Source organism: Chlamydia abortus, assembly GCF_002895085.1.
Taxonomy (GTDB): domain Bacteria; phylum Chlamydiota; class Chlamydiia; order Chlamydiales; family Chlamydiaceae; genus Chlamydia; species Chlamydia abortus.
Window position 1 is genome coordinate 853,337 of the sequence record NZ_CP024084.1, and the last position, 24,347, is coordinate 877,683.

Below are 24,347 nucleotides of genomic sequence, written 5' to 3' on the forward strand. Positions count from 1 at the left end.
CCTGAGGTTTATGATTTTTTGTTGCATTTAAAACTTTATAAAATATAACCTTAGTGCTTTCTCATTTCGCATCCTTCTATACTAAGTTCCTAATTTAGCAAACTGTAATAAATCATTGTTGTTTTGGTGTCATAATGTCTACTCTGACTCCTGAAAGCTCCTTAGGGTCTTACGTCAAACTTCCTCGTCCTCTCCCCAAACAAAAAATGCGGGAGATTGTACTGCAAATGCTTTATGCTTTGGACATGGATCCTATGTCTGAAGAGAGCCTTGTTCCTCTCTTAATGTCGGAGACTGCCGTTACTCAAAAACACGCTTCTTCTGCTTTAAATTTTTCAAAAGAAATCCTTGCAAAGTCTTCTGAATTGGATTTATTAATTGCTCAAACAGTTAAAAATACCTCTTTTGAGAAGCTGACTTTGATGGAGAAAAACGTTTTACGTTTAACATTGTATGAGCACTTTCATGGGCAGCCTATCAATACTGCTATCTTGATTGCGGAAGCCACAAGGCTGGTTAAGAAATTTAGTTATGTTGAAGCTTGCTCTTTTGTTCATGCAGTTTTAAATGATATTTTTCGTTTAGCAGCGCCGATGACACACCCTGATACTTCTCTCATGTGTTGTTAGACTTAGCGTTATTTTAAACTTATCTGGAATTCTAAATGTGAAAGCCTCTACTGTCATTCGTTTCCCTTTTTCAGTTCGCCGTAGTGTTTGGTTGAATAAGTATTCTACATTTCGTATCGGAGGGCCTGCGAATTACTTTAAAGTAGTGCATTCAGCTAGCGAAGCACAGCAGGTAATTCAGTTCTTACATAGTCATAACTATCCATTTATTATCGTCGGGAAAGGTTCGAATTGCTTATTCGATGATCGAGGGTTTGATGGTTTTGTTTTGTGTAATGGCATACAAGGAAAAGAATTTGTCTCTGAAACGACCATCAAAGTGTATTCGGGAACTTCTTTTTCTTTTTTAGGGAAAACTCTTTCTTCTTCAGGATATTCAGGTTTAGAATTTGCCGTAGGCATTCCAGGATCGGTGGGTGGGGCTGTATTTATGAATGCTGGCATTGGCAATCAGGATACGGCTGCTGTAATTGAAAGCGTGGAAGTCATTAATTCTAAAGGAGAAATCCTTTCATATAATACTGAAGAATTAGGATTTGGTTATCGGACATCGCGTTTTCAACATTGCAATGAATTTATTCTTTCTGCAACTTTCCGCCTATCTAGGAATTCTTCATCCGTAAAAATTGCAAAAGACTTGCTCCGGAATAGATTACTTTCTCAACCTTACCAACAACCTTCTACAGGGTGTATTTTCCGTAATCCCCCAGGAAATTCCGCGGGGAAACTCATCGATGAAGCTGGTTTAAAAGGCTTTTCTCTAGGAGGAGCTCAAATATCTCCAAAGCATGCGAACTTCATTGTGAATACGGGCAGAGCGACATCTCAAGAAGTTAAACAGCTTATTCAAATAGTTCAAGACAAGTTAAAATCACAGGGAATAAACTTAGAAGAAGAAGTGCGCATTATTCCTTACCAACTCCCCTAAGAGAACGGAACACAAAAAGCCTAGGGGCCTTATATCTATTCATAATATAGAAAGAGCCCACTTCCCAAAGCTTAGGATCTAATGTACATGCCAGTCCTTCAACAGAACACATCTCATTTGCTCCCTCTGCATGACCTGGATAGCATACTACGGTAACTACCCCTTGAGGAGCTACTAAGGTAAGTGCTTTTTGAATACTGATCATAGTTGAGTAGTCACACTTTTATCGCCCTGGGGAAGGTAACCTAAATTATAATGAAATAGTTTAGCTCCTGACTCGCTAATATGCTCATGGGACATCTCTTTAAATTCTATAATAGATTTTTCTTCATTGGACAAAGACGTAGAACACAAAAGAGAAGCCCTCATCAAAGCTTCTCTTTGTACATCATAAGCCACGAGTTTCCCTTTTCCTTGTAGTATACGGGCTAAAATCAAGCAATCTTTACCGTTTCCACAAGTGGCATCCACGACGGTATCTCCAGGAGTAAGCACATGTTGAAAGATTTCATGAGATAACCGGACAACATTTCCTTGAAGCAATCCTATTCCTTTAAACATCAATAAGCCTATTGCAAAGATACTCTTTTCTCGATAACATTATGCCCTAGTTTTTGGGGTATTAGCTCAGTTGGTTAGAGCGTCACGTTGACATCGTGAAGGTCAGCTGTTCAAGTCAGCTATATCCCAACTTTCTTTACAAATTCTGTGTAAAAAATTTCCTGTCCTTTCGATCTCCACAACCTTTCAAACCAAGAATCTCCGTAATTCTCCAGCATCTTACAATAATAAGGCTCTTCCAATTTAGGCAGTAAGCGTTGTTGCATAATCTTGATAGCCTGAAGAAGGTAATTTTTATCATCTGTAGCGAGAATGATAATTCCAGAGTCTACTAGAACCCTAACAATATCGTTCATAAACTCATATTGAAATAAACGATGTTTACGATGACGCGATTTTGGCCATGGATCAGGAAAGTTAACAACAATACGTTGTATAACCTCATTCTGAATATAATGACGGAAAAAGGTTTGAGCTTCACCGCAAACAATCCTCAAGTTTCTCACTTGAGAATTATGCATTTTAGACCAGATTTTCCTTACCCGATCAAAGCGTTTTTCAACTGCTATCCAATTCATGTTCGGGTTTTTGTTAGCTTGCGCAACTACCCAATCACCGTTCCCTGAACAAAGTTCACAGAAAATTGGGTGATTATTCCCGAAAAATTCTTCCCAACTAGGCATCTCAAACTGACCATGTTTGAAATAATGTTCAGGAATGTAAAGGACATCATCCTTGATTTGGGTTTTACGTTCTTCCCCAAAAAAAGGAGCTTTTAAATCTTGTGGTTTCATTTAGAAATAATAATAAGAGATTACAACTCAAGAAATTATAGAAGCTCTTTCGGTTTTCTTTAAGAGTTTTCTTTTCAAGAAAAAAAGAGAGAAAATACAATTTATATCAGAAAAAAAACGACCTTTGGGAATCCCAAAAGTCGTTAAAGTACGTGTATAATAATGATTTCAAAAAACTACCAACTTAAATTCGCAGCAGTCTGGTATTCTATTACACGAGTTTCAAAAAAGTTTTTCTCTTTATTAAGATCGATAGTTTCACTCATCCATGGGAAAGGATTCTTAGAATGATAAATAGGCTTCAAACCAATTCTTTCTAAACGACGATCAGCAATATGACGTACGTAGTCAATAAACATTGAAGCTTTTAATCCTAAAATCCCACGTGGCAAGCAATCACGAGCATATTCGATTTCCAAATCTACAGCCTTTTCAATAAGTGCGATAATTTCACTTTGAAGTTCTGGAGTCCATACCTCGGGGTTTTCTTCTTTAATTCCGTTGATAAGATCGATACCGAAATTCAAATGGATAGTCTCATCTCGTAAAATATACTGGTATTGCTCTCCAATTCCAGTCATCTTATTTTGACGATGGAAAGAAAGGATCATTACAAAACCACTATAGAAAAAAATCCCTTCCATAATGATGTAGTAGCCTACCAAGTTTTTAATAAACTGGCTCAATCCTTCTAGCGAATTCGTAGAAAAATTAGGGTCTAAAACATCCCCAGTCAAGGTCATTTGGAAATCATCCTTAGCCCTAATCGTTGCACGTTCGTTATAAGCATTGAAAACCTCTGCTTCATCTAGTCCCAAAGACTCACAAATGTAAAGAAACGTGTGCGTATGCACAGCTTCTTCAAATGCTTGTCTCAATAAATATTGGCGTGCTTCAGGATTTGTAATGTGCTTAAAAATAGCCAAAACAATGTTATTCCCTACTAAACTTTCCGCTGTACTGAAAAACCCAAGGTTTAAAAGAATAACTCGACGTTCATCTTCGGAAAGATTGTTTGATTTCCATAATTCGATATCGCGAGCCATTGGGACTTCTGTTGGGAGCCAGGTATTCGCGCATCCATTTACATAGTGTTCCCAAGCCCATTTATACTTAATAGGGACTAACTGATTCACATCCACCTGATTACAATTAACCAAGCGCTTGCTATTTAATTGGACGCGTTTTGATTTACCTTCTAAAATATCTGCTTCCATTGTTTCCATCCTTCTCTTTTATATTACTGGCAAGATTCGCAACCTTCCTCGAAAGAACAGACGGGTGTTTTCTTAGCTCTGTCTACGACTATACTTGTAGAAGCAGACTTGTTTTTCATCCATCTAGGTTGAATTCCTCGTTTATTGATATCAGTAAACGATTTTTCTACAGAGGTAGCTGCTGAGGACCTTAAGTAATACGTGGTTTTCAGTCCTTTTTTCCATGCTGTAAGATACATAGCAGAAAGTTTTTTACCGTTAGGTTCCGATAAATATAAATTGAGGGATTGACCCATGTCTATCCATTTTTGTCTTCTAGAAGCACATTCAATTAACCATTCAGGCTCAATTTCAAAGGCTGTAAGGAAGATCTTTTTCAAATCATCAGGAATCCGTTCTATTTCCAATAAAGAGCCGTCAAAGTACTTCAAATCATCTAACATATCGTCATCCCATAATCCTAATTCCTTGAGCTTACTGATCAAATAGACATTGGGAATTGTAAACTCTCCAGAAAGATTAGATTTCACAAACAGGTGCTTATATGTTGGTTCTATAGATTGAGTGACCCCGATAATATTGGATATAGTTGCTGTTGGAGCAATTGCCATAGTATGACTGTTTCTCATTCCATAAGACTTGATTGCTTCACGCACAGGAGTCCAATCCTTACGACATGATGTATCCATCAAAACATTTTCTTCTCCGCGGTATTCTTTCAATAACTCTATGGTATCTAGTGGGAGATAACCTCGATCCCATTTAGAACCTTTGTAAGAGCTATATGTTCCGCGTTCTTTAGCTAATAAACTTGAAGATAGTATGGCATAATATGCAACCAGCTCTGAACTCTTATCAGCGAACTCTACAGCTTCTGGAGATGCATAGCTAATATTCAGTTTATAAAGAGCATCTTGGAAACCCATAATTCCTAAACCAATAGCCCTATGAGATAAGTTAGCGTTAGCCGCTTCTTGAGTTGGATAAAAGTTAAGATCTATGACGTTATCTAAGATACGAATAGCTATTGAGATAGTTTCCTCTAGTTTCTTTTCATTGATATCACCATTTTCAATATGTTCTACCAAGTTTACAGAACCTAAGTTACAAACTGCTGTTTCATTCTCTGAGCAGTTTAACAAAATTTCTGTGCACAAGTTCGAACAACGTACAACACCAACATGATCCTGCACAGCACGAATATTAGAAGGATCTTTGAAGGTCATCCATGGATGTCCTGTTTCGTAGAGCATACTTAACATCTTACGCCACAAATCTGCAGCCGGTATCTTCTTATATAATTTGATTTCTCCTGTATCTATTTTGCTTTCGTATTCTTCATAAAGCTTATCAAATTCGGTACCATAAGCCTCATGTAATCCAGGAACATCATCGGGACTAAATAGAGTCCACATACCCTGCTGCTCTAAACGCTTGAAAAATAAATCGGGAATCCAGCTTGCAGTGTTGATATCATGAGTACGTCGACGCTCGTCACCAGTATTCTTTCTTAACTCTAAGAAATCTTCGTAATCTAGATGCCATGTCTCTAGATATACGGACGTAGCGCCTTTGCGTTTACCTCCCTGATTCACAGCAATTGCTGTATCATTCGCTACTTTAATGAAAGGAATAACACCTTGGCTTTTTCCGTTGGTTCCTTTAATCAAAGAGCCTGTAGCACGTACTCCAGTCCAGTCATTACCGATACCTCCAGCCCATTTAGAAAGCATAGCATTATCTGATATGACTTTATAAATATGCGCGAGGTCATCCTGTATTGTAGACAAGTAGCAAGAACTTAATTGTGAATGACGCGTTCCAGAGTTAAACAGGGTAGGTGTTGCTGGCGTATAACGGAATGTAGACAATAGATTGTAGAAAGTAATGGCCCAGAAGGTTTTATCATCACCTTCGTTCAACGCAAGCCCCATGGAAACACGCATCCAAAAAATTTGAGCTGTTTCTACTCTAAGCCCTTCATGTTGATTGAAATAACGATCATAAAGATTTTGTACTCCCATGTAAGAGAACTTTTGGTCTCTAGATATATCTAAAGCTTCGGCCAAAGCATCAAGGTCATACTCTTTCAAACGAGGATTTAACCGATACGTTTCTCCATTAAGAATATAGTTTTTAAAACATTGCTTTTGCGCTTCAGCAAGATCAGAATCCGTTGCGGTTTTCCCCATGGCCTCTTGATAGACCACATCCATGAGCAGCTCGGCTGCTACATATGCGTAATCAGGCTCTTTTTCAATATTGGCTCGCGCTGCCATAATGCAGGCCAAAGCAATTTCTGATTCTTTAATTCCAGAATAGAAATTGGCAAATGCCATATCAGCAAGTACCTGGGGATCTGTTGTTTCAGGGAATCTTTGACACGCCCAAATAAATTTATCAATTAGCTGAGATTTATTTATCGAATATGTAGTTCCGTCACTTTTAACGACATCATATACTTCTTCAACAAGATCTTTCTGAGCATCTATCTGTTGCTTGTTTTCACGAATTCTAGAACGTGCTTCTCTATACAAAATATAATTTTTAGCTACGTCATAATGGCCAACTACCATTAATTGTTTTTCAACAATATCTTGTATGACTTCTATATCAATAGTTTTTTCTGGAGAACAAACTCCTAAGATTTCTTCTACTATTTTATTTGTCAGCCCATTGATCTCAGAAAGAATCTCTTGAATAGAAACATCTGTGATTTTCTGTGTAGCCCTAAAAGCTTTTTCTAAGGCTGCAGAAATCTTCATGGGATTGAATTTTACAGTACTTCCATCCCTACGTATGACAGAAACACAATGCCACGACCCTTCCCGTTGTTCCTTATGATGGTCTCTGTAAATAATATAATCTCTAGCGACATCTTGCAAACCATTCACATACAACTGGTTCTCTACCATATCCTGAATACGTTCAACAGTAACAACCTGACCTTCTCTTATTTTTTGAATGACTTCATTGACAACTCGATGAGTAATATCGGAAATAGCATTTTCTAAATCTTTGGGTAAGGGAGAATCATTTTCCAGACTACGTGTATCACGAAAAGCAGCTTCCAAAGCTTGGAAGATTCGTTCCTGATTGAAGGGAACAAACATGCCATTACGTTTTACAACAGTATAATGTTTCTCTTTTACCTCGACCATATATCATCCCCTGAAAGCTGTATTTTCGATTCAAATAAGTATTTCTAAGCAATAACGGAATTCGACTAAACACTTAGGGAAATTCTAGGAGATCTCTCATAGTTGAACATCAAAAAACTTAGAGAAAAGTCTCCCTTTCCTAGAAGACGTTTCTTCTAGAAAAACCCAATATGTAGTGAAACATTATACACTTGTATACCATATATAGGAATAGACAACGTTTCGTGCAATTGAAAAGTACGATCATTCTCTGGAAAAAAATATCCTTCTGAGGGACATTTTTTAACTTAGATATACGATGATCTTTTTGGCAAAAACTTGTTGATTTTTGATGAATATATTATGCTATGCCTGTAACGAACTTCCGGAATTCTCATGGCAGAATTGGAACCAGAAATCCGAGGTAAGCGTCGAGTCGTGACTCCTAACGCTATCACTGCCTTCGGTCTCTGTTGTGGACTTTTTATTATTTTTAAGAGTGTTTTAAAGACATCATCTTCTGTAGAACTATTGCATCGTTTACAGGGGCTTTCGCTTTTGTTAATCAGTGCGATGATCGCGGATTTTTCTGATGGTGCTATTGCTCGCATTATGAAAGCGGAAAGTGCTTTCGGAGCACAATTTGATTCTCTTTCTGATGCTATAACATTCGGTATAGCGCCTCCACTCATTGCGATTAAGAGTCTGGATGGTGTGTATGCTGGGGGATTTTTTTCTTCCCTACTTTTAGTAACCTCGATCATTTACTCCCTGTGTGGAGTTTTACGGTTAGTCCGCTACAATTTGTTCTCTAAAAAACCTAACGAAACTACACGGCTTCCCTGCTTTATCGGTTTGCCGATTCCTGCTGCTGCTGCATGTGTTGTCTCTTTAGCTTTATTCATAGCCTCTGACTTTGGTACAGTACTTCCGGTACAAGTGCGTGTGACTTTGATTTCTTTAGGTCTACTATTTATTGGAAGTCTTATGATCTCCCCGTGGAAGTTCCCGGGGCTCAAAAACCTACGTTTTAAAGTTTCTTCTTTTTTACTTGTTGTTACTACTGGTTTAGTCGCATGTTTGTTTTTCCTAGGTCTTGTTGATCATTTTACCGAAGTATTTTTCTTAGTTTCTTGGTTATATGTTTTGGTAGCGTTCCCTATTTTTGCGATCACATATCAAAGAAAGACAAAACGGTTATGATAGACTTTTCAATAACGCATATTCTTGTTGCTTTCCTTGGCCTCAGCTTAGGGGTTGCTTTATCTTCTTATTATTATCGCAAGAGAGAATCTTCGTATTCCGAAGCAAGAAGAAACTTGGAACACGAAAATGAACTCTTGAAAAGTTCTTTAGAGTTATCACGTCGTCAAGAACAACTGATGGAAGATTTCAGCAATAAACTTGCCGTATCTTCGCAATCTCTTATTAAAGAGATGAAAGAAGAAACGAAGAGCTACTTCTCTGAGAAATCTAAAACTATTGAATCTATATTAACTCCTGTTCAGGCTACACTGACTGCCTTTAAGCAGAACTTAGAAACTTTCGAGACTAAACATGCTGAAGATCGAGGTTCCTTAAAAGAACAAATATCTCATCTTCTTGCTGCAGAAAAAAAACTTGAAAAAGAAACGCAAGCCTTGACGGATATCTTAAAACATCCAGGATCACGCGGCCGTTGGGGAGAGATTCAGTTAGAAAGAATCTTAGAGCTTTCAGGCATGCTTAAATATTGTGATTATGAAACACAAGCTACGGATGCTGAGGGTTCAGTACGCGCGGATATGATCATCCGTCTTCCGCACGAACGCTGTTTGGTTATTGATTCCAAGGCTCCATTTTCAGAAACTTATTTGTCCCAAGATACTTCTGATAAATCTGACCTGATAGGGAAAATCAAGGAGCATATCAAAACACTAAAATCAAAAAGCTACTGGGAAAAATTTCATTATTCCCCAGAATTTGTTATTCTTTTCCTTCCTGGTGAGAGTATTTTTAATGATGCTCTACGTATTGCTCCTGAACTTATCGATATTGCAGCAACTTCTAATGTCATTCTATCGGGACCTTTAACACTACTGGCTTTATTAAAAACTGTTGCCCATACATGGAAACAAGAAAACTTAAGAGCGCAGATCCAGGAAATAGGGCAATTAGGAAAAGAATTACACCATCGTTTACATGTAGTTTTTAACTATTTTCACAAGATTGGGAAAAATCTTAATAATACTGTGCAAAGTTATAATGATATGTCATCTAGCTTGCAGCATAGGATATTACCCACTCTACGGAAATTCGAAGATTTAGAGATTACATCTTCTCTACACAGAGTAGAGGATCCCTGTCCTATTCATAATCCCGCAATATCTTTTCTTCCAGGCTGCGAAGAAGATGACATCGCTTCAGAAGATCGCCTACTCCAAGAAGATAAGCTGTAATACCTATAAAGCTGATTTTATCGGCAACTCTTGATCAAAGCGGCTAGCGTTATCTTGTAGCATTTCTTTCCCAGCAAAGGAAACGAATGTTGCCTTATCTCTGTTGTCCTGTAGGTACTTCTTCATAACAGAACAGATATGTTCTTTAGTTACAGCTAAGACAGCTCTACGGAATGCTTGCCGTAAAGCAGGGATTCTTCCGCATCGTAATCTATAATATCCTGTAGAAGCACGAGTACCTGGAGCTATTGGCGAATCTAAATTTTGAATAACTCCAAGTACTCCTTCATGAATATCATCATTCGAGAAATTTCCTTTAACAACTTCCTCAATCCCGTAGAGGAATGCCTGATGGGAATCAAAAATTTCAGGATCACGATAACTGTAGCAATAAAATGCTCCCCTACCGAGATTCACTGCTGCTCCTGATCCATAGGCCCCACCTTGTTCACGAATTTTTGTATGCAACACAGTGTTATCAAGAATTTCTGCAGCTACGGTAAGGGCAGCAGCATCAGGATGATCATAAGGCAAATCTCCTATAGGGAAAGCTAGAGCATTAAAGGCCGCACGAGCAGGAATATACAAACCCTGTGATGCTAGGGAAATATCTATAGAAGGATTGACCCAAGGTTCGCAGGACTTACCTTCTACATCTAAAATCCCATAGAAATTATTCTCATATAAGTGTTGGTAATTTGCCTTACTACCACTAAGAACGAGTTGACGCTTACCAAAGAAACACTTGTTATATAAGGATTGTAGAATGCCGACTACATTGTCTATTTCCTTATCAAAATTATTTGTAAGATCACGAATTTTATCTACGTAAGGCAGACCTGAAGCTAAATAAGACATAGTTGCCGTTATAGATTTATCCATGCAGGCCATGCTGACAGCGTAACTCATCGGGCTATTACGCACACTATTTGTCAACGCCTCGTTATGCTGCATGAGTAATTCCTTGATTCTCGCTACGTCGGTAAAATCAACACTCATGAGAGTATCTCCCATAACTTGAAACAATTTATCAGCTTTCGATATTAAAGCTTTCCCACGTAGACTTATTGATGGTGATAACAAAGTGTTGTTATTGGCATGTGGAGAGAACTCATATGAAACATCGACACCTCCTGTATGCTCTAGGAGAAATTCCAACTGCTCTTTATAGGATCTTCCTCCACAGCCTAACTGTAACATGAGAAAAACAAGCAAACGCAACCAGGGCAGTTCTTCAACAGACAAAGGAGGAAGATCCATGACCAATTCTGCAAAGATCAAGTCATTAGTAAAGCAATCATGATGGAGAACTTCCCCACAAGATACATTTTCCTTAACAAGGTTAAACTCTTTTCCTGAATTCGGCACCTTATCTAAAGAAAAGTTTGGAAGAATCTTATCTAAATTTTCATTCTGAGTTTGATATTCTTCCAAGATTTTAGAAGTGAGACGAATTTTTTCGATATCTTCAGGAGAAAGCTTCTGTTGAATCTCTTTAAGAAGGGCTTGTTCTTCTTGATTTTCTATAGCAATCAAATCAGAATCAGGAAGAAGTATCACACGAGCAAAGTGGGTATTATCTAGAAAATACTTTCTGATCAGTTTTGGAAGATAATCTGGTTGTTTGAGCTTTTCTCGAAGGTCAGCAAATAAGCTATGAATTCTTAACCCATCTTCCGCATGCCCTCCATGCTGTCGCAACAATCCTGAACGGAAAAATAAAGATAAGCCGTACGGGAGGGAATACCCTGTGATTTCTTTTCTTGCCAACTCCAATTGATGTACAGCAGCTTCAACCAAATGATTCGGGATACCTTCTCTGATGATCTCTTCTAAACAGGCAAAAATCCATGATTCTAATTTCTGAGCTCCTCCATGAGAAAATCCTTTACAAACGATGGTAATCGGAATCTCTCGGATTTCACTGTCGATACCCATATCGGCTTGTTTACAAAATCCTGATTTTAATAAGCGGGATTTCAAAGGAGCGGCGTCAGTGCCCATTAAAACAACATCAAGAATATGCAAAGCCAATAATTCTTGTTGGTCTAGTATAGAACACGTCAACCATGATAAGCCAAAAAGAACCTTGTCTTCATCTTGCGTATCCGAAGGGTATTTAAGGATATTCCTTACAGGTTCTTTAAATCTTTTTTGTAGAGGAACAGTAACTGTTTGTTTTTCTAGCTTACCTACATGACGTAATAACTTTTCCTCGAGGAAATCCAAATGTCTAGAAGGTTTAATATTTCCATAAAAATAAAATAAGCAACGTCCAAGGGTGTACTGGCTCTGATGAAACGCGACAACGTCTTCATGAGAGAGGGTAAGGATTTCTTTAGGTTCGCCTCCAGAATTTACGCCATAGGTAACTGAAGGGAATAAAGCCGCATTTAATGCCTCCGACAACCGAGATTCTCCTGACATCATGGCGCCTTTCATCTCATTAAAAACCACACCGGTATAAGTTAGGGCATTTTCAGGATTAAGTTCATATCTCCATCCTTCTTGTAAAAAGCTATTTTCAGTCAGTAAAGGATGAAAGACGGCATCTATATACACGCTAAGTAAATTATAAAAATCTTCTGGGATTTGTGACGCCGCAGGATAACAGGTAAAATCTGCACCTGTAAAGGCATTCATAAACGTATTTAAACTACGTCGTGTCATGGAGAAAAAAGGATCTCGCACCGGATAATTACTGGAACCACAAAGCACCATGTGCTCTAAAACGTGAGCCACTCCATTAGAAGTTGATGGGCAAGTCCTAAAGCAGATATTGAAAACATTTTCATCGTCGTTATTGACGATCATCATAATAGAAACACCGGAGGGTTTATGTTCCACCTCAAGTAATTTGCTTTCTATCTCAGGGATATCTTGACTTAACTTAACGACGAAATTTCTATATGTATCTCCAGCTTTCATACTCTGTCCAAATCCCTAATGTGACACATCAGGTGTTCTCCATCTTTTTTTAATTTTATAGAGTTAATTACACGATAATGTTCTTACTTTTCAGCAAAACAAAGTTAAGTTACCTTGGGTATTATTTTCAATAACTCCTAGGGGAAGTTATGAACAATGATCTCAATTATTTTGAAAGTCATTATCAAAAATTGCTCAAGGAATTTTCAGATTTTCTTCACTTTCGTTCTATATCTGCAGATCCTAATTGTCTGGCCGACTGCGAAAGCTGCGCTGCTTTCTTAGTTGACAATCTTAAAGATATATTCTCAATAGAATTATGGGAAAAACCGGGTCATCCTCCGATAATTTATGCTACTTACCGTGAAGCAGGTGCAACAGCCCCTACCCTACTTCTCTACAATCATTATGATGTGCAACCTGCGGATATGGCAGATGGGTGGTTAGCCGATCCTTTTACAATGAGAAAACAAGGAGAACATCTGATTGCTCGAGGGGCTTCCGATAATAAAGGGCAGTGTTTCTATACTTGGAAGGCTCTTGAACACTATTATCAATCCAGGAAAGGGTTCCCCGTCAACATTACCTGGATTATCGAGGGAGAAGAAGAAAGCGACAGCCGCACATTAAAGGCTTTTGTTCAAGAGAAGAAAGAGCAATTGCACGCTGATTATTTCCTCATTGTTGACGGAGGTTTTTCTTCTGCCAAAGCTCCTGCTGTTAGTATAGGCGCTCGAGGTTTAGCAATTATGAAAATCACCTTAGAAGAAGGCCAGAAAGATATGCACTCAGGAATGTTTGGTGGTATTGCCTATAATGTCAATAGGGCTTTAGCGGAAATGCTGGCATCACTACATCACAATGATCATTCTATCGCGGTAGCGGGCTTTTATGATGATGTTTCTCTTCCTGAAGGGAGTGAGTACGGTGACCATCCCAAAAGCAATCTTTTAAAAGATGGGGAAAAAAGTTTAGGGTTTTGTCCTACTCTATATTCTCCGGCAACAACTGTAGAAGAAGCTTTGAGTGTGTATCCTACTTTAGATATCAATGGTATCTCCGGAGGTTATACAGGACCGGGATTTAAAACAGTGATCCCTTATAAAGCTACTGCTTATCTTTCTTGCCGGTTAGTTCCTAAACAAGATCCTCAGAAAACAGTAAAGCAAGTTATCCAGCATTTAGAAAAACGTGTTCCCCCTACATTAAAATTTTCCTATGAGATCTTTGAGGGTTCACCGGGATGGAGAAGTTCTCCCCATTTCCCCATAGTTTTAGCTTTGCAAGAGATTTACTCCCAACTTTATCAGCAGCCGTGTCTGCGGGTATTTATGGAAGCGACTATTCCGATAGCCCCATTATTAGGTGCCATCTCAAAAACAGAACCGATTATTTGCGGCACATCCTATTTAAGTGATGCAATTCATGCTGCGGAAGAAAACTTCTCCCTGGAGCAAATGCGCAACGGTTTCCTTTCTATTTGTCTTCTTTTAGATAAATTCGCAAAAGCATAAAAAAAGCACTCTCTTAGAGAGTGCTTTCATTAAAGTTATGGAATGTGAAGACTTCGGCCTAGTCTTCTGGTTTTAATACTACGAAGCGAATTATCTCTCCTTGTGAAACCATCAGGAGGATGCTTTCATTATTTCCATCCTTTAAAACAGTATTCAGTTCTTCTACTGAAGAAACTTTCTGTCTGTTGACCGCTAGGATAAGTTGGCCTGGAGCTATACCTGAAGAACTAGCGACAGAACCTGCTTCGACAGAAACAATCAGCACACCTTTACTATCAGGAGTCATTCCCAATTTCTTGGCAGTTTCTGAGTTGAGATTTTGCACTCGGATACCCACACGATTTAAAGCAGAGACACCGTCATCTTGAGGAGCTTGAGAAACTATAACAGGAATTTCCACGACCTGGCCTTCACGGACTACTTTGAGCAGTACTCTTGTATTCGGATTCATCAGGGAAATGGCATTGCGGAATGCACTAAGAGATTCTACTTCTCTCCCATTGTAAGCAATGATGACATCTTCTTGCTTTAATCCTGCCTTATCTGCTGGTGACCCTTTAACTACATCGGTGATCAGAGCTCCATAAACTTTATCGAGTTTATAGCAAGCTGCCAATTCCGCATCTATAGGTTGTAGAGTAACTCCCAGAAACCCACGAATTACCTGACCGTCGCTAATCAACTGATCGATAATCTTCTTAGCCATTAAACTAGGGATAGCAAAACCAATACCAATGTAACCTCCACTACCGCTAACAATAGCTGTGTTAACTCCAATGACCTTCCCATCGATATTTAGAAGAGGGCCGCCAGAATTTCCGGGATTAATAGCTGCATCTGTCTGAATAAAATCTTCGAAATCGGCTATATGCAGCTGATTTCTTCCTTTAGCACTAATCACTCCTACGGTAACTGTAGCTTGCAAGCCGAAAGGATTCCCAATCGCTATTGCCCAATCACCTACTTTCAAATTATCAGAATTTCCAAAAGTAAGATGTGGAAGCTTTTCCGCATTGATTTTAATGACTGCTAAATCCGTTTTAGGATCTAGACCTATAACCTTAGCAGGATATTTCTGACCGTCGTGCAGGGTCACATGAATCTTTCCGGCATCTTCAACTACGTGATTATTCGTGACTACATAACCATCGGGAGAAACTATAAATCCTGTACCACGAACGGCCTCTTTTGACATCGGGCGCTCTTTTTGCGTAGGTAAACCGAAGAAACGATTGAAGAACTCATCATTGAAATAATCAAAAGGATTATCGTAAGGTCCCCGACGTCCGGGGGCAGGATGTACAGGACGGTTACACTTAGGAAAGCTTTCGATATACACAACTCCTGGTGTTGCTTGCTCAGCAACCTTAGAGAAACCTCCAGAAATCTCCTTCAACAGCACCTCTTGAGGGACTTCTGCTATCCGCGAATCTTTTTTCACAGCAGCAAATCCTAAAGGAGACAGCGTAGAAATACTTAAAAACATTGCTGTGGCTAATAATACATGTATTGGCTTCTTCGTCATACCTTTTTCCCCATAGGCTCTAGATTTTGCCTAGATCTCGTGCTCATGTTTGTGAAAGCTTATGAATTCTAATACTTTTTAAATAGACAGTTTAAAGGACAGTGATTCACATGCCGCTTCGGATATAATCACGAAAAGCGGATTATATTGTAGCAAGGTATTACTACAAAGAATTTTCATCTTAAGAACTTTCTGAAAGAATTTATATCTTCTTAAAAAGAATTTGAAAGCAAGAAGAAATACAGAGTCTTATTCTCAACTTATAAACTTCTATACTCTTGCCAAATATAGAAACAGATTAATTATCAAATGGTTATAGCTAAGCTGTTTGTGCATTATGAAGAGCGTAATAAGGTTTCTACAGTTTCTCCAATTAAAGCTGGAGATTCAACAACACAGACCCCTGCTCTCCTCAAAGCTTCTTTTTTACTTTTAGCATCTCCAGAATTTCCAGAAATAATCGCGCCCGCGTGCCCCATACGCTTGCCTTTAGGAGCTGTTTCTCCAGCAATAAATGCTATTACAGGTTTGGTACAGTAAGCTTGGATCCATTCAGCAGCCTCTTCTTCAGCGCTACCGCCGATTTCTCCAATCATCAATATGAGTTCTGTTTGAGGATCATGTTGAAATTCTTCTAGAACATCGATAAACGAAGTGCCATTTAAAGGATCTCCACCGATACCTATGCATACGCTTTGTCCTATACTCCGTTGAGTGAGTTGCCAAACAGCTTCATAAGTTAATGTTCCTGATCTGGAAACCACACCTACATTACCAGGAAGGTGGATATATCCTGGCATGATACCAATTTTACATGCACCGGGCTTGATAATTCCTGGGCAGTTAGGACCTATCAATCGGGACGAGCTATGTTGCATCACATGGCTAACTTCGAGCATATCTTTGACAGGGATACCTTCTGTAATGCAAACAATCAGCTCAATTCCTGCATCCTCAGCTTCAATTATCGCTTCTGCAGCATAAGCCGGGGGGACAAATATCATTGTTGCACGACAATTCGTTGCTTGTTTTGCTTCTAATACAGAGTCATATACATGAAGATTTAGATGCTTTGTCCCTCCTTTTCCAGGGGTGACTCCCCCCACGAAATTTGATCCGTATGCCAGGCATTGCTCTGTATGAAATGAGCCGGCTTTTCCTGTGATTCCTTGCGTGATAATCGGGATTTTTTTACTTAATGAGCAAAACATAGAGCTCCTTAACCTTATTTACTTAATGCTACAGCAAGCTGTGCGCCTGTATTTAAGGAATCGGTAAACTTACAGGGGATTCCTGAACACTGTACAATTTCTTTGCCAAGTTCTACATTTGTTCCTTCTAGACGTACTACTGTAGGAATGAGATTTTCTCTAGTTTGCATCACAGCAACGAGTCCTGAGGCAACCGCAGAACAATCCATAATTCCACCGAAAATGTTGATAAAAAGAACCTCGACATTTTCGTCTGATAGGACTAAAGATACGGCTTCCTGAATTTGTTGTTCGGTAGCACTTCCGCCAACATCAAGGAAATTTGCTGCGGATCCTCCATGAATCTTAAGAATGTCTAATGTGCTCATAGCTAATCCGGCACCATTCACTAAGCAACCAATATTGCCATCTAGAGCAATGTAGGAAAGTCCTATCTGCTTAGCAAGTACATCACGAACATTTTCTTGAGAGGGGTCGTACAACACTTCAAGTTTTGGATGACGGTATAGGGCATTATCATCAATCGTTACTTTAGCATCTAGCACAAGAAGATCTCCTTCTTGAGTACGTACTAAAGGATTAATTTCCAGTAAAGAAGCATCATTGTCATAGAAACATTGGACAAGATTTTTAATCATCTGGACGCCTTGTTTCCCAGTATCTCCTTCCCAACCCATAAATTTAATCATCTGTCTAAGTTGGTAATTATATAGACGAGCAAAAGGAGTCAGGGATATAGTAAGCTGTTGGTCAGGATATTTTTGAGCTACCTCTTCAATATCCACACCTCCGGCTTTCGATAACATAATCGTTGGGCAGCGATTTTTCCTATCCATGATGACTGCTAGGTAATATTCGGCAGCAATATTCACTAAGGGGGTGATCAGAACTTTCTCTACCGGTAAAGCTTCTCCAGAAGTTTGATTGCTGACAAAACGCATGTGTAACAATTGATCAACAGCTGCAAGAATCTCCTCAGGAGATTTAGCAACAATTACCCCACCGTTTTTCCCCCTACCTCCAGCATGTACTTGTACTTTAACCACACCTGCGTTGATTCCTAACTCATTGAGCGTATGCCTACCTTCTTCAACAGACGAGGCTACACGATAAGGAGGCATAGGGATAGCATAAGAGGTTAAGAGGTCTTTAGCTTGGTATTCATGAAGGTGCATAAATAACCCTTTGAATTTTCCTCCTTATCTTGTATCATTTCTTTTACTTCAACTAACTTTGCTCTAATCCGTGTTCAAGTTCTTTAGTAGCAAGATTCAGTCTCTATTTAAAAAAACTCTCTCCCCAGATCTTTTAGAATTTACAGAAAGTTTATTTTACGAAGCAGATTTTGGATCAGATCTTACTGAAGAGTTGTGTTCTCGTTTGCGCAAATGCCGTAAGCCGGATGCGTCTACTGTTAAAGATCTTGTTTCCTCATTACTTCGTGAAACTCTAGACAGTTTACCTCTTGCAGAACCTTGTCAAGGACCAGCCCCTATTGTTTCTTTGATATTAGGGAGCAATGGGTCAGGGAAAACCACAACTGTGGCTAAACTTGCGCACTACTACCTGTCTCGGTCGGAGAAAGTGATGATTGTTGCCACGGATACTTTCCGTAGTGCTGGTATGAATCAGATGCGTTGTTGGGCTGAAAAATTAGGCTGTGGATTTGTATCTGGGAAGCCTGGCGGCGACCCTGCTGCTATTGCTTATGATGGCATTGCTTCTGCTATGTCTCGAGGTTACGACCGTGTACTGATTGATACTTCAGGTCGTTTACACACGCATACCAACTTACTCAATGAATTATCAAAAATTGTTTCGGTATGTAATAAAGTACATCCAGGATCTCCGCACGAGCGACTCATGACTATAGATGCAACTTTGGGAGGAAACGTCATTGAGCAGGTACGTGTTTTCCATGATACCGTTCCTCTATCCGGACTTATCCTAACTAAAGTTGATGGTTCTGCTAAAGGTGGGACATTATTTCGTGTAGCCAAACAATTAAAGATCCCTACAAAATTCGTCGGCTACGGCGAACTTATAGGGGATCTTGAAGAATTTCATATAGATAGGTTCTTAGAAAAGCTTTCCCCCCCTTCCTAATCCAAAAAAGTATTTTAGTTTCTTTTTCCTGAGGAGGAGAAAATTTGGAGAAGGTACCAAAATATCATAATCACGTTGCAATACATTTTTAATGCCATGATTAAAGATACCTTATAGCTTAAATCATCATCATTGCCTACATTTTGAGCTGCTCTACGGATGGCTTGCGCGTCCACGACAGTTAATCCTACAAAAATGGCTAATCCTAAATAGCAAATTAATAGGTAGAATATTGGCATATAAACAAATATAGAAACCAACGCGAATATCACAGAAACCAACAACAAACCGATCAGAGCAAACATCAAAATGCTGTGCATCTGAGTGAGATCAGTTTTAGTAAAAGCTCCATAAGCTGCCGACAAACCGAAAATCAAACCGGCGGATCCAAAAGCAGCCCAAACAACCCCCCCGCCATACTGTGCGGCGTATACAGGAACTAAAGTTCCAAAAAACAATCCTTCAAAAGCAGAGTATGCTAAGAAAAGTCCCATAACTGCAGGGACAGAAAGCTTATGAATCCTAGCTTTGATATAGAACGACACGCCAAGGGTAGCGATGCACCAAACCCACCAGAACGAAAATAAACTTCTATACATTCCAGAAAAGTATAATCCTAATGATATAAAAGTCGTCACAGCAAGACCGACGGTCATCCAACCATACACTCTGGATGTAAACGTCCCTGGCAAACGAGATTCTTGTACATAATCACGATCGTATAGTCCCATTTAACCTCCTATACTCACATATAATTTAAAATGAACAGACTTGATATTATTTATTTAAAATTTATAATAAAGGCTAGCCAAATTAATTACTATTACCAAGAGCATTAACAATAAAATAAACTTCCCTCCTGAGACTAAATGCTTTCCTTGATAACGTCTTTTCCCGTAGCGGCCTTTCCAGACCATAAGTACGGGAAACACTCCCATAATTAAAGCAGCACCTATGCCTCCGGCATAATTGAGACATTTGAGAACAATCTCAGGATAGCACATCGACCATGCTAGAGGGACAATAAAAGTTAAAAAGAAAATAGAAAAACGGTGTGTATTTTTTTTCCATTTCAAAGCATCAACTAGGAAATCCATAACTCCTAAAGCTATGCCTAAAAACGAAGACACCAAAGCAAAGAAACCAAAGAATTCCCCTGTAATATAAAACATAGAACACTGTAATGAACTTTTCATAGCTTCTACAGCTGTGAATCCATTTTCTTGAGCTTGCATAAGGAAATCTAGAGGGATGACTCCTAAAACCAACCCTTCCCAAATAACGTATAAGATTAGGGGTATCAAACTACCGATAACGATGGCTTTTTTAACATCTTTAACGTTTCTGTCCATGTAGTAGTACAACGAAGGGACCACATTTTGGAAACCAAAGGAAAGGAAAAGGATGGATAACCCATCTAAGGAGCGTACCCATGAACTACGTAAAAGTAGCCCCGGTTGCAAGGCTAAAACACCTAAAATGCAAAATACGGCAAAAGCGATAACTAATCCAAAAACAAAAAACCGATTACAATAGTCGATAATTTTTGTTCCCATCATGACAGTAGGACAAATCACAATTGCAAATGCTAAAGGCACTACATGACGTATCCAGGGAATTTCGAATCCTTGACAGCCAAAAATACGAAATAAAATATTTCCTCCCTCACAAAAGTAGGCAATCAAGAGAGAGTAAAAAAGGAATAGATAAAGAAGCCACATGAAAATCTTCCCCATATCCCCCAGGGTATATTGGGCCATAGACAACATGTTGACCTCTTGTTTATCCTTCAACCAAGTCATAACTTCAAGAAGACAAAGTCCAGACCCCATAGAAAATAGCCAAGAAAGGACATAAAGAAGAGTTGTAGGAAGAAATCCTGCATATGCTGTTAATACAGGAACTGCTAACACACCAGCACCTATGGCTGTCCCTGAAATAATCAGGGAACCCCCTAAGACTTTGCTAGACATAAAAAAAACCTTTAGAATTTTGTACTTTAAAATTAATGATAATTAGAATGAAAACACCAAGCTTTTACTTCATTCAACGGTTACAGATTTTGCCAAATTCCTAGGGCAATCTATCTCATTGCCTTTTTTCAAAGCCATAGTATAGGCCATAATTTGTCCCACAATCGTATAAAGAATAGGAGATGCTAAAGAATGACTATTAGGAACATATATTTGAAAATCTGAAACAGCAGCAATGTCTTCTTGTGCTTCTGAAGCCACAGCTATCACATGTGCTTGCCGAGCCTTCACTTCCATAATACATCCAACCATCTTTTCATAGACAGTAGAGTCACCACAGAAGGTAATCACCGGAGATCCCTTGCTAATTAAAGCAATAGGTCCATGCTTCATTTCACCTGCAGGATAACAGTTTGCTTCAACATATGCAATTTCTTTCAACTTCAAGGCTGCTTCCATACAAATAGGATACATGAGGCGACGTCCTAAAAATATGAACCTGTCCTCATTGCAATACGTATGCGCCCATGAATGTAAATTTTCATTTGCTAGTAAGCGATTGCATAACTCTGGAAGTTCCAGCAACCCTTTCCCACAAGCACAATGCTCTGTTAAACTTAGCGTATGTTTCGAAATTGTTAATTTTAATCCTAATAAGATAAGTAAAAGTAATTGGGCAGTAAAAGCTTTTGTAGAAGCTACACCTATTTCAATACCTGCTTCTAGAAATAAGCAATGATCTACACCTGTAGCTAACGCGGACTCTTCGACATTACAAATCCCTAGGACACAAGACACTTGTCTACGACGAAACTCTTTTAAAGCGGCTAAAGTATCCGCCGTTTCTCCAGATTGACTAATTAAAATCGCTAATGTCTTTTGTCCAATATAGGCTCTGCGATACCGAAATTCTGAAGCCACTTCAACATGAACAGGAATCGAGACTAAAGATTCTATAATGTACTTCGCTAAAAATCCTGCATGATAAGAAGAACCGCAAGCAACTATAGAAATCTCATCAAAGTCTTCTAAAGGGAAACCCTGTAAGAATTTCTCACTGATATGTCCTTGAGGATCTAAATATTTATGAACAAGACGTTCCAATACTTCAGGCTGCTCATAGATTTCCTTAAGCATATAATAGCTATAGCCTTGCTTATCCGAGCCTGCATCGGTATAAGTGACCTGACGAACTGGTTTAGAAATACGCTTTAATGCGAAATTATATGTCTCGACTTCATGACCCAGACCTACAATTGCTAATTCTCCAGAAGCTAAAGCTTGAATACTCTGCGTGTGTTTCAAGAATGCCCGGCTATCCGAAGCTATAAAATTTTCTCCCTCTCCTAGCCCAAGAATTAATGGACTCTCTTGAGCTGCACAAAGCAAAACATCAGGATGATCTTTATGGATAAGGCCACACGAAAAACTTCCCTGAAGTTGAGATAAGGTCCAGGAGAAGCTATGGATTAAATCTGCTGTAGTTTGATAACGGTATGCAAAAAGCTGGGCGATGACCTCAGAATCTGTATCTGAAGAAAAAGAAACACCCTCAGAAAGAAGGAAGGATTTTAATTCTTTAAAATTTTCAATAATCCCGTTGTGAACGACAGCACAAGTACGATTCTCATCTACGTGAGGATGAGCATTACTTACTGTAGGCACGCCGTGCGTTGCCCAGCGCGTATGGCCTATAGCTAATAAAGATTGGATATTTTCTTGTTCTAAAGAATGTCTAAGCTCATCAACACGTCCTATTGTCTTTCTCACAAATAGGTCTCCAAGATGAATAGACGCCAATCCTGCGGAATCATATCCACGGTACTCTAGCTTAGCCAAACCGTCTAAAACCACAGGAATAGCCAATTTAGAACCCAGATATCCGAATATTCCGCACATACATTACCTTACTCTACCATGCCCACTCCCAACTCAGAATCCACGATATCCGCTATAGTCTTAGCGAGAGAGTCCACTTGATGCTTCTTTAAACCCTCAACCATAACCCTACAAATATTTTCAGTTCCAGAATATCTTAACAAAACGCGACCAGAATCGCCTAAGGACGATCTAACATCTCTAAGTGCTTCTTGAACTAAAGGCAAGGTATCTAGAGGGATTTTTTCTTTCACTGCAACATTGATCAGTGCTTGAGGGCTTTTTACAATCAGGGAAGTTAAATCGGATAATGTAGATTCGCTTTCAATCATAATCCGCAAAACCTGCAAAGCAGAAACAATACCATCTCCTGTAGTATTATAATCTAGAAAGATCATATGGCCACTTTGCTCACCACCAAGGTTGACCTCATACTCCAACATATTCTGCAAGACATGGCGATCGCCGACGGGAGAAATGAGTGCTTCTATTCCTACACTTTCAAGATATTTCAATACGCCAAAATTGGTCATGACGGTAGCAATAACACGATTACCTCGTAAAAGATCCTTTTTCTTCAAATCATTAGCGCAGATACTTAAAATCATATCTCCGTCAACAATATGTCCCTTCTCATCCACCATGATAACGCGATCACCGTCACCGTCTAAGGCAATACCGACATCTGCCTTATGCTCAATCACAGCTTTTTGAATCACTGAAGGGAAAAGAGCCCCACAGTTATCGTTGATATTGCTCCCCGTAGGTTCACAACCATAACAGATCACTTCGGCATCAAGTTCTTCAAAAACAGAAGGAGCGACTTTGTAGGCTGCCCCGTGAGCACAATCTAAAACTATTTTCAATCCCTTTAGTGTTCTTCCTCTTGGGAAAGTTGCTTTAGCGAACTCTATGTACCTCCCCATAGCATCAACGACACGTTTATTCTTCCCTACAGCACAATCATCGGGAAAATTTCCAAACTCTTTAAGAGCTACCATTTGCTCAATACGCCGTTCTATGACATCACTGATTTTAAATCCTTCAGATGAGAAAATCTTGATCCCATTATCCCAATAAGGATTATGCGATGCGGAAATCATAATTCCGGCATCTGCGCGATAAGCACGGGTAATAAACGCCACTCCTGGAGTAGGAATGGGGCCCAACACTAAGGTTTCTATCCCCATAGAAGTCAAACCGGCAACAAGGGCATTCTCAAACATATATCCCGACAAACGCGTATCCTTACCTACGACAACACGATGTTTCCCGGATTTACTTTCTTGTAGAACACCTGCAACAGCTTTTCCTAATAATACAGAAAGCTCTACGGTCATAGGTTCATAATTTGCTTTCCCCCGCACCCCATCCGTGCCAAAAAGTTGCTTTACTTCCTTAGTCATTTATTTCCTTAAAGATTCGTTCTCAACAGATTCAGAGTGATGCACTCTTTCGTTTTGTAACAGGCAAGATGCTTTAGAAACACTATTAGGATATTCTTA

The 24,347-nt window shown here is 39.1% G+C and carries 17 protein-coding genes, 1 tRNA gene and 1 pseudogene; 7 read left to right on the forward strand and 12 right to left on the reverse strand.

What is annotated here, in order from left to right; all coding sequences use genetic code 11:
• The first annotated feature begins 134 nt into the window (after positions 1–134).
• On the forward strand, positions 135–629 hold the full coding sequence (nusB, locus tag CHAB577_RS03900; protein WP_011097306.1) for a transcription antitermination factor NusB: 495 nt from the start codon (positions 135–137) through the stop codon (positions 627–629).
• 37 nt (positions 630–666) lie between these two features.
• Positions 667–1,557, forward strand: coding sequence for a UDP-N-acetylmuramate dehydrogenase (gene murB / locus CHAB577_RS03905; protein WP_011097307.1), 891 nt, complete (start codon positions 667–669; stop codon positions 1,555–1,557).
• On the opposite strand, the pseudogene mnmM reads toward murB, so the two are convergent.
• A pseudogene (gene mnmM, locus CHAB577_RS03910) lies at positions 1,535–2,118 on the reverse strand (tRNA 5-(aminomethyl)-2-thiouridylate-methyltransferase MnmM). The gene murB and the pseudogene mnmM sit on opposite strands and share 23 nt — an antisense overlap.
• A 55-nt stretch (positions 2,119–2,173) precedes the next feature.
• Between mnmM and CHAB577_RS03915 the strand changes: the two are divergent.
• Positions 2,174–2,247, forward strand: a tRNA-Val gene (locus CHAB577_RS03915).
• Here CHAB577_RS03915 and trmB read toward each other — a convergent pair.
• The 3 genes from trmB to CHAB577_RS03930 all read right to left on the reverse strand — a co-directional run bounded on the left by trmB (position 2,238) and on the right by CHAB577_RS03930 (position 7,290).
• Positions 2,238–2,912, reverse strand: coding sequence for a tRNA (guanosine(46)-N7)-methyltransferase TrmB (trmB, locus tag CHAB577_RS03920; RefSeq protein ID WP_011097308.1), 675 nt, complete (start codon positions 2,910–2,912; stop codon positions 2,238–2,240). The genes CHAB577_RS03915 and trmB overlap by 10 nt on opposite strands.
• 176 nt (positions 2,913–3,088) lie before the next feature.
• The gene (locus CHAB577_RS03925; RefSeq protein WP_035395420.1) at positions 3,089–4,129 is read right to left on the reverse strand and encodes a ribonucleotide-diphosphate reductase subunit beta; all 1,041 of its coding nucleotides are present in this window, start codon (positions 4,127–4,129) and stop codon (positions 3,089–3,091) included.
• A 23-nt stretch (positions 4,130–4,152) separates the two neighbouring features.
• Complete coding sequence (locus tag CHAB577_RS03930; RefSeq protein ID WP_011097309.1) at positions 4,153–7,290, reverse strand: ribonucleoside-diphosphate reductase subunit alpha; 3,138 nt, start codon at positions 7,288–7,290, stop codon at positions 4,153–4,155.
• A gap of 375 nt (positions 7,291–7,665) precedes the next feature.
• On the opposite strand from CHAB577_RS03930, the gene CHAB577_RS03935 reads away from it, so the two are divergent.
• Both CHAB577_RS03935 and CHAB577_RS03940 read left to right on the forward strand, forming a co-directional pair.
• Positions 7,666–8,472 (forward strand): CDP-alcohol phosphatidyltransferase family protein, encoded by an 807-nt coding sequence (locus CHAB577_RS03935; protein ID WP_006344357.1) that lies wholly within the window; start codon positions 7,666–7,668, stop codon positions 8,470–8,472.
• Positions 8,469–9,707 (forward strand): DNA recombination protein RmuC, encoded by a 1,239-nt coding sequence (locus CHAB577_RS03940; protein ID WP_011097310.1) that lies wholly within the window; start codon positions 8,469–8,471, stop codon positions 9,705–9,707. The genes CHAB577_RS03935 and CHAB577_RS03940 overlap by 4 nt, the downstream gene beginning before the upstream one ends.
• A 3-nt stretch (positions 9,708–9,710) precedes the next feature.
• Here CHAB577_RS03940 and CHAB577_RS03945 read toward each other — a convergent pair whose 3' ends face one another.
• Entirely contained in the window at positions 9,711–12,635 is a 2,925-nt protein-coding gene (locus CHAB577_RS03945; protein ID WP_011097311.1) for an insulinase family protein, read from the reverse strand.
• A 149-nt stretch (positions 12,636–12,784) separates the two neighbouring features.
• Between CHAB577_RS03945 and CHAB577_RS03950 the strand changes: the two genes are divergently transcribed.
• On the forward strand, positions 12,785–14,149 hold the full coding sequence (locus CHAB577_RS03950; RefSeq protein ID WP_006344360.1) for a M20/M25/M40 family metallo-hydrolase: 1,365 nt from the start codon (positions 12,785–12,787) through the stop codon (positions 14,147–14,149).
• A gap of 58 nt (positions 14,150–14,207) precedes the next feature.
• Here CHAB577_RS03950 and htrA read toward each other — a convergent pair whose 3' ends face one another.
• From htrA to sucC, 3 genes are all read right to left on the reverse strand, one after another.
• Positions 14,208–15,674, reverse strand: a complete 1,467-nt coding sequence (gene htrA, locus CHAB577_RS03955) for a serine protease HtrA (protein WP_011097312.1) — start codon at positions 15,672–15,674, stop codon at positions 14,208–14,210.
• Between the two features lie 335 nt (positions 15,675–16,009).
• Positions 16,010–16,885 (reverse strand): succinate--CoA ligase subunit alpha, encoded by an 876-nt coding sequence (gene sucD, locus CHAB577_RS03960; protein WP_006344362.1) that lies wholly within the window; start codon positions 16,883–16,885, stop codon positions 16,010–16,012.
• 14 nt (positions 16,886–16,899) lie between these two features.
• On the reverse strand, positions 16,900–18,060 hold the full coding sequence (sucC, locus tag CHAB577_RS03965) for an ADP-forming succinate--CoA ligase subunit beta (protein ID WP_011097313.1): 1,161 nt from the start codon (positions 18,058–18,060) through the stop codon (positions 16,900–16,902).
• 70 nt (positions 18,061–18,130) lie between these two features.
• Between sucC and ftsY the strand changes: the two genes are divergently transcribed.
• Entirely contained in the window at positions 18,131–18,991 is an 861-nt protein-coding gene (gene ftsY, locus CHAB577_RS03970; protein ID WP_086393211.1) for a signal recognition particle-docking protein FtsY, read from the forward strand.
• A 14-nt stretch (positions 18,992–19,005) separates the two neighbouring features.
• Here the strand turns inward: ftsY and CHAB577_RS03975 are convergent, their stop codons facing one another.
• The 4 genes from CHAB577_RS03975 to glmM all read right to left on the reverse strand — a co-directional run bounded on the left by CHAB577_RS03975 (position 19,006) and on the right by glmM (position 24,248).
• A complete protein-coding gene (locus CHAB577_RS03975) occupies positions 19,006–19,722 on the reverse strand; it encodes a Bax inhibitor-1/YccA family protein (RefSeq protein WP_086393210.1) in 717 nt (238 codons plus the stop codon).
• A gap of 54 nt (positions 19,723–19,776) precedes the next feature.
• The gene (locus CHAB577_RS03980; protein ID WP_006344366.1) at positions 19,777–20,964 is read right to left on the reverse strand and encodes an aromatic amino acid transport family protein; all 1,188 of its coding nucleotides are present in this window, start codon (positions 20,962–20,964) and stop codon (positions 19,777–19,779) included.
• A gap of 69 nt (positions 20,965–21,033) precedes the next feature.
• A complete protein-coding gene (gene glmS / locus CHAB577_RS03985; protein WP_011097316.1) occupies positions 21,034–22,863 on the reverse strand; it encodes a glutamine--fructose-6-phosphate transaminase (isomerizing) in 1,830 nt (609 codons plus the stop codon).
• 8 nt (positions 22,864–22,871) lie between these two features.
• Entirely contained in the window at positions 22,872–24,248 is a 1,377-nt protein-coding gene (gene glmM, locus CHAB577_RS03990) for a phosphoglucosamine mutase (RefSeq protein WP_006344368.1), read from the reverse strand.
• Between the last annotated feature and the right edge of the window lie 99 nt (positions 24,249–24,347).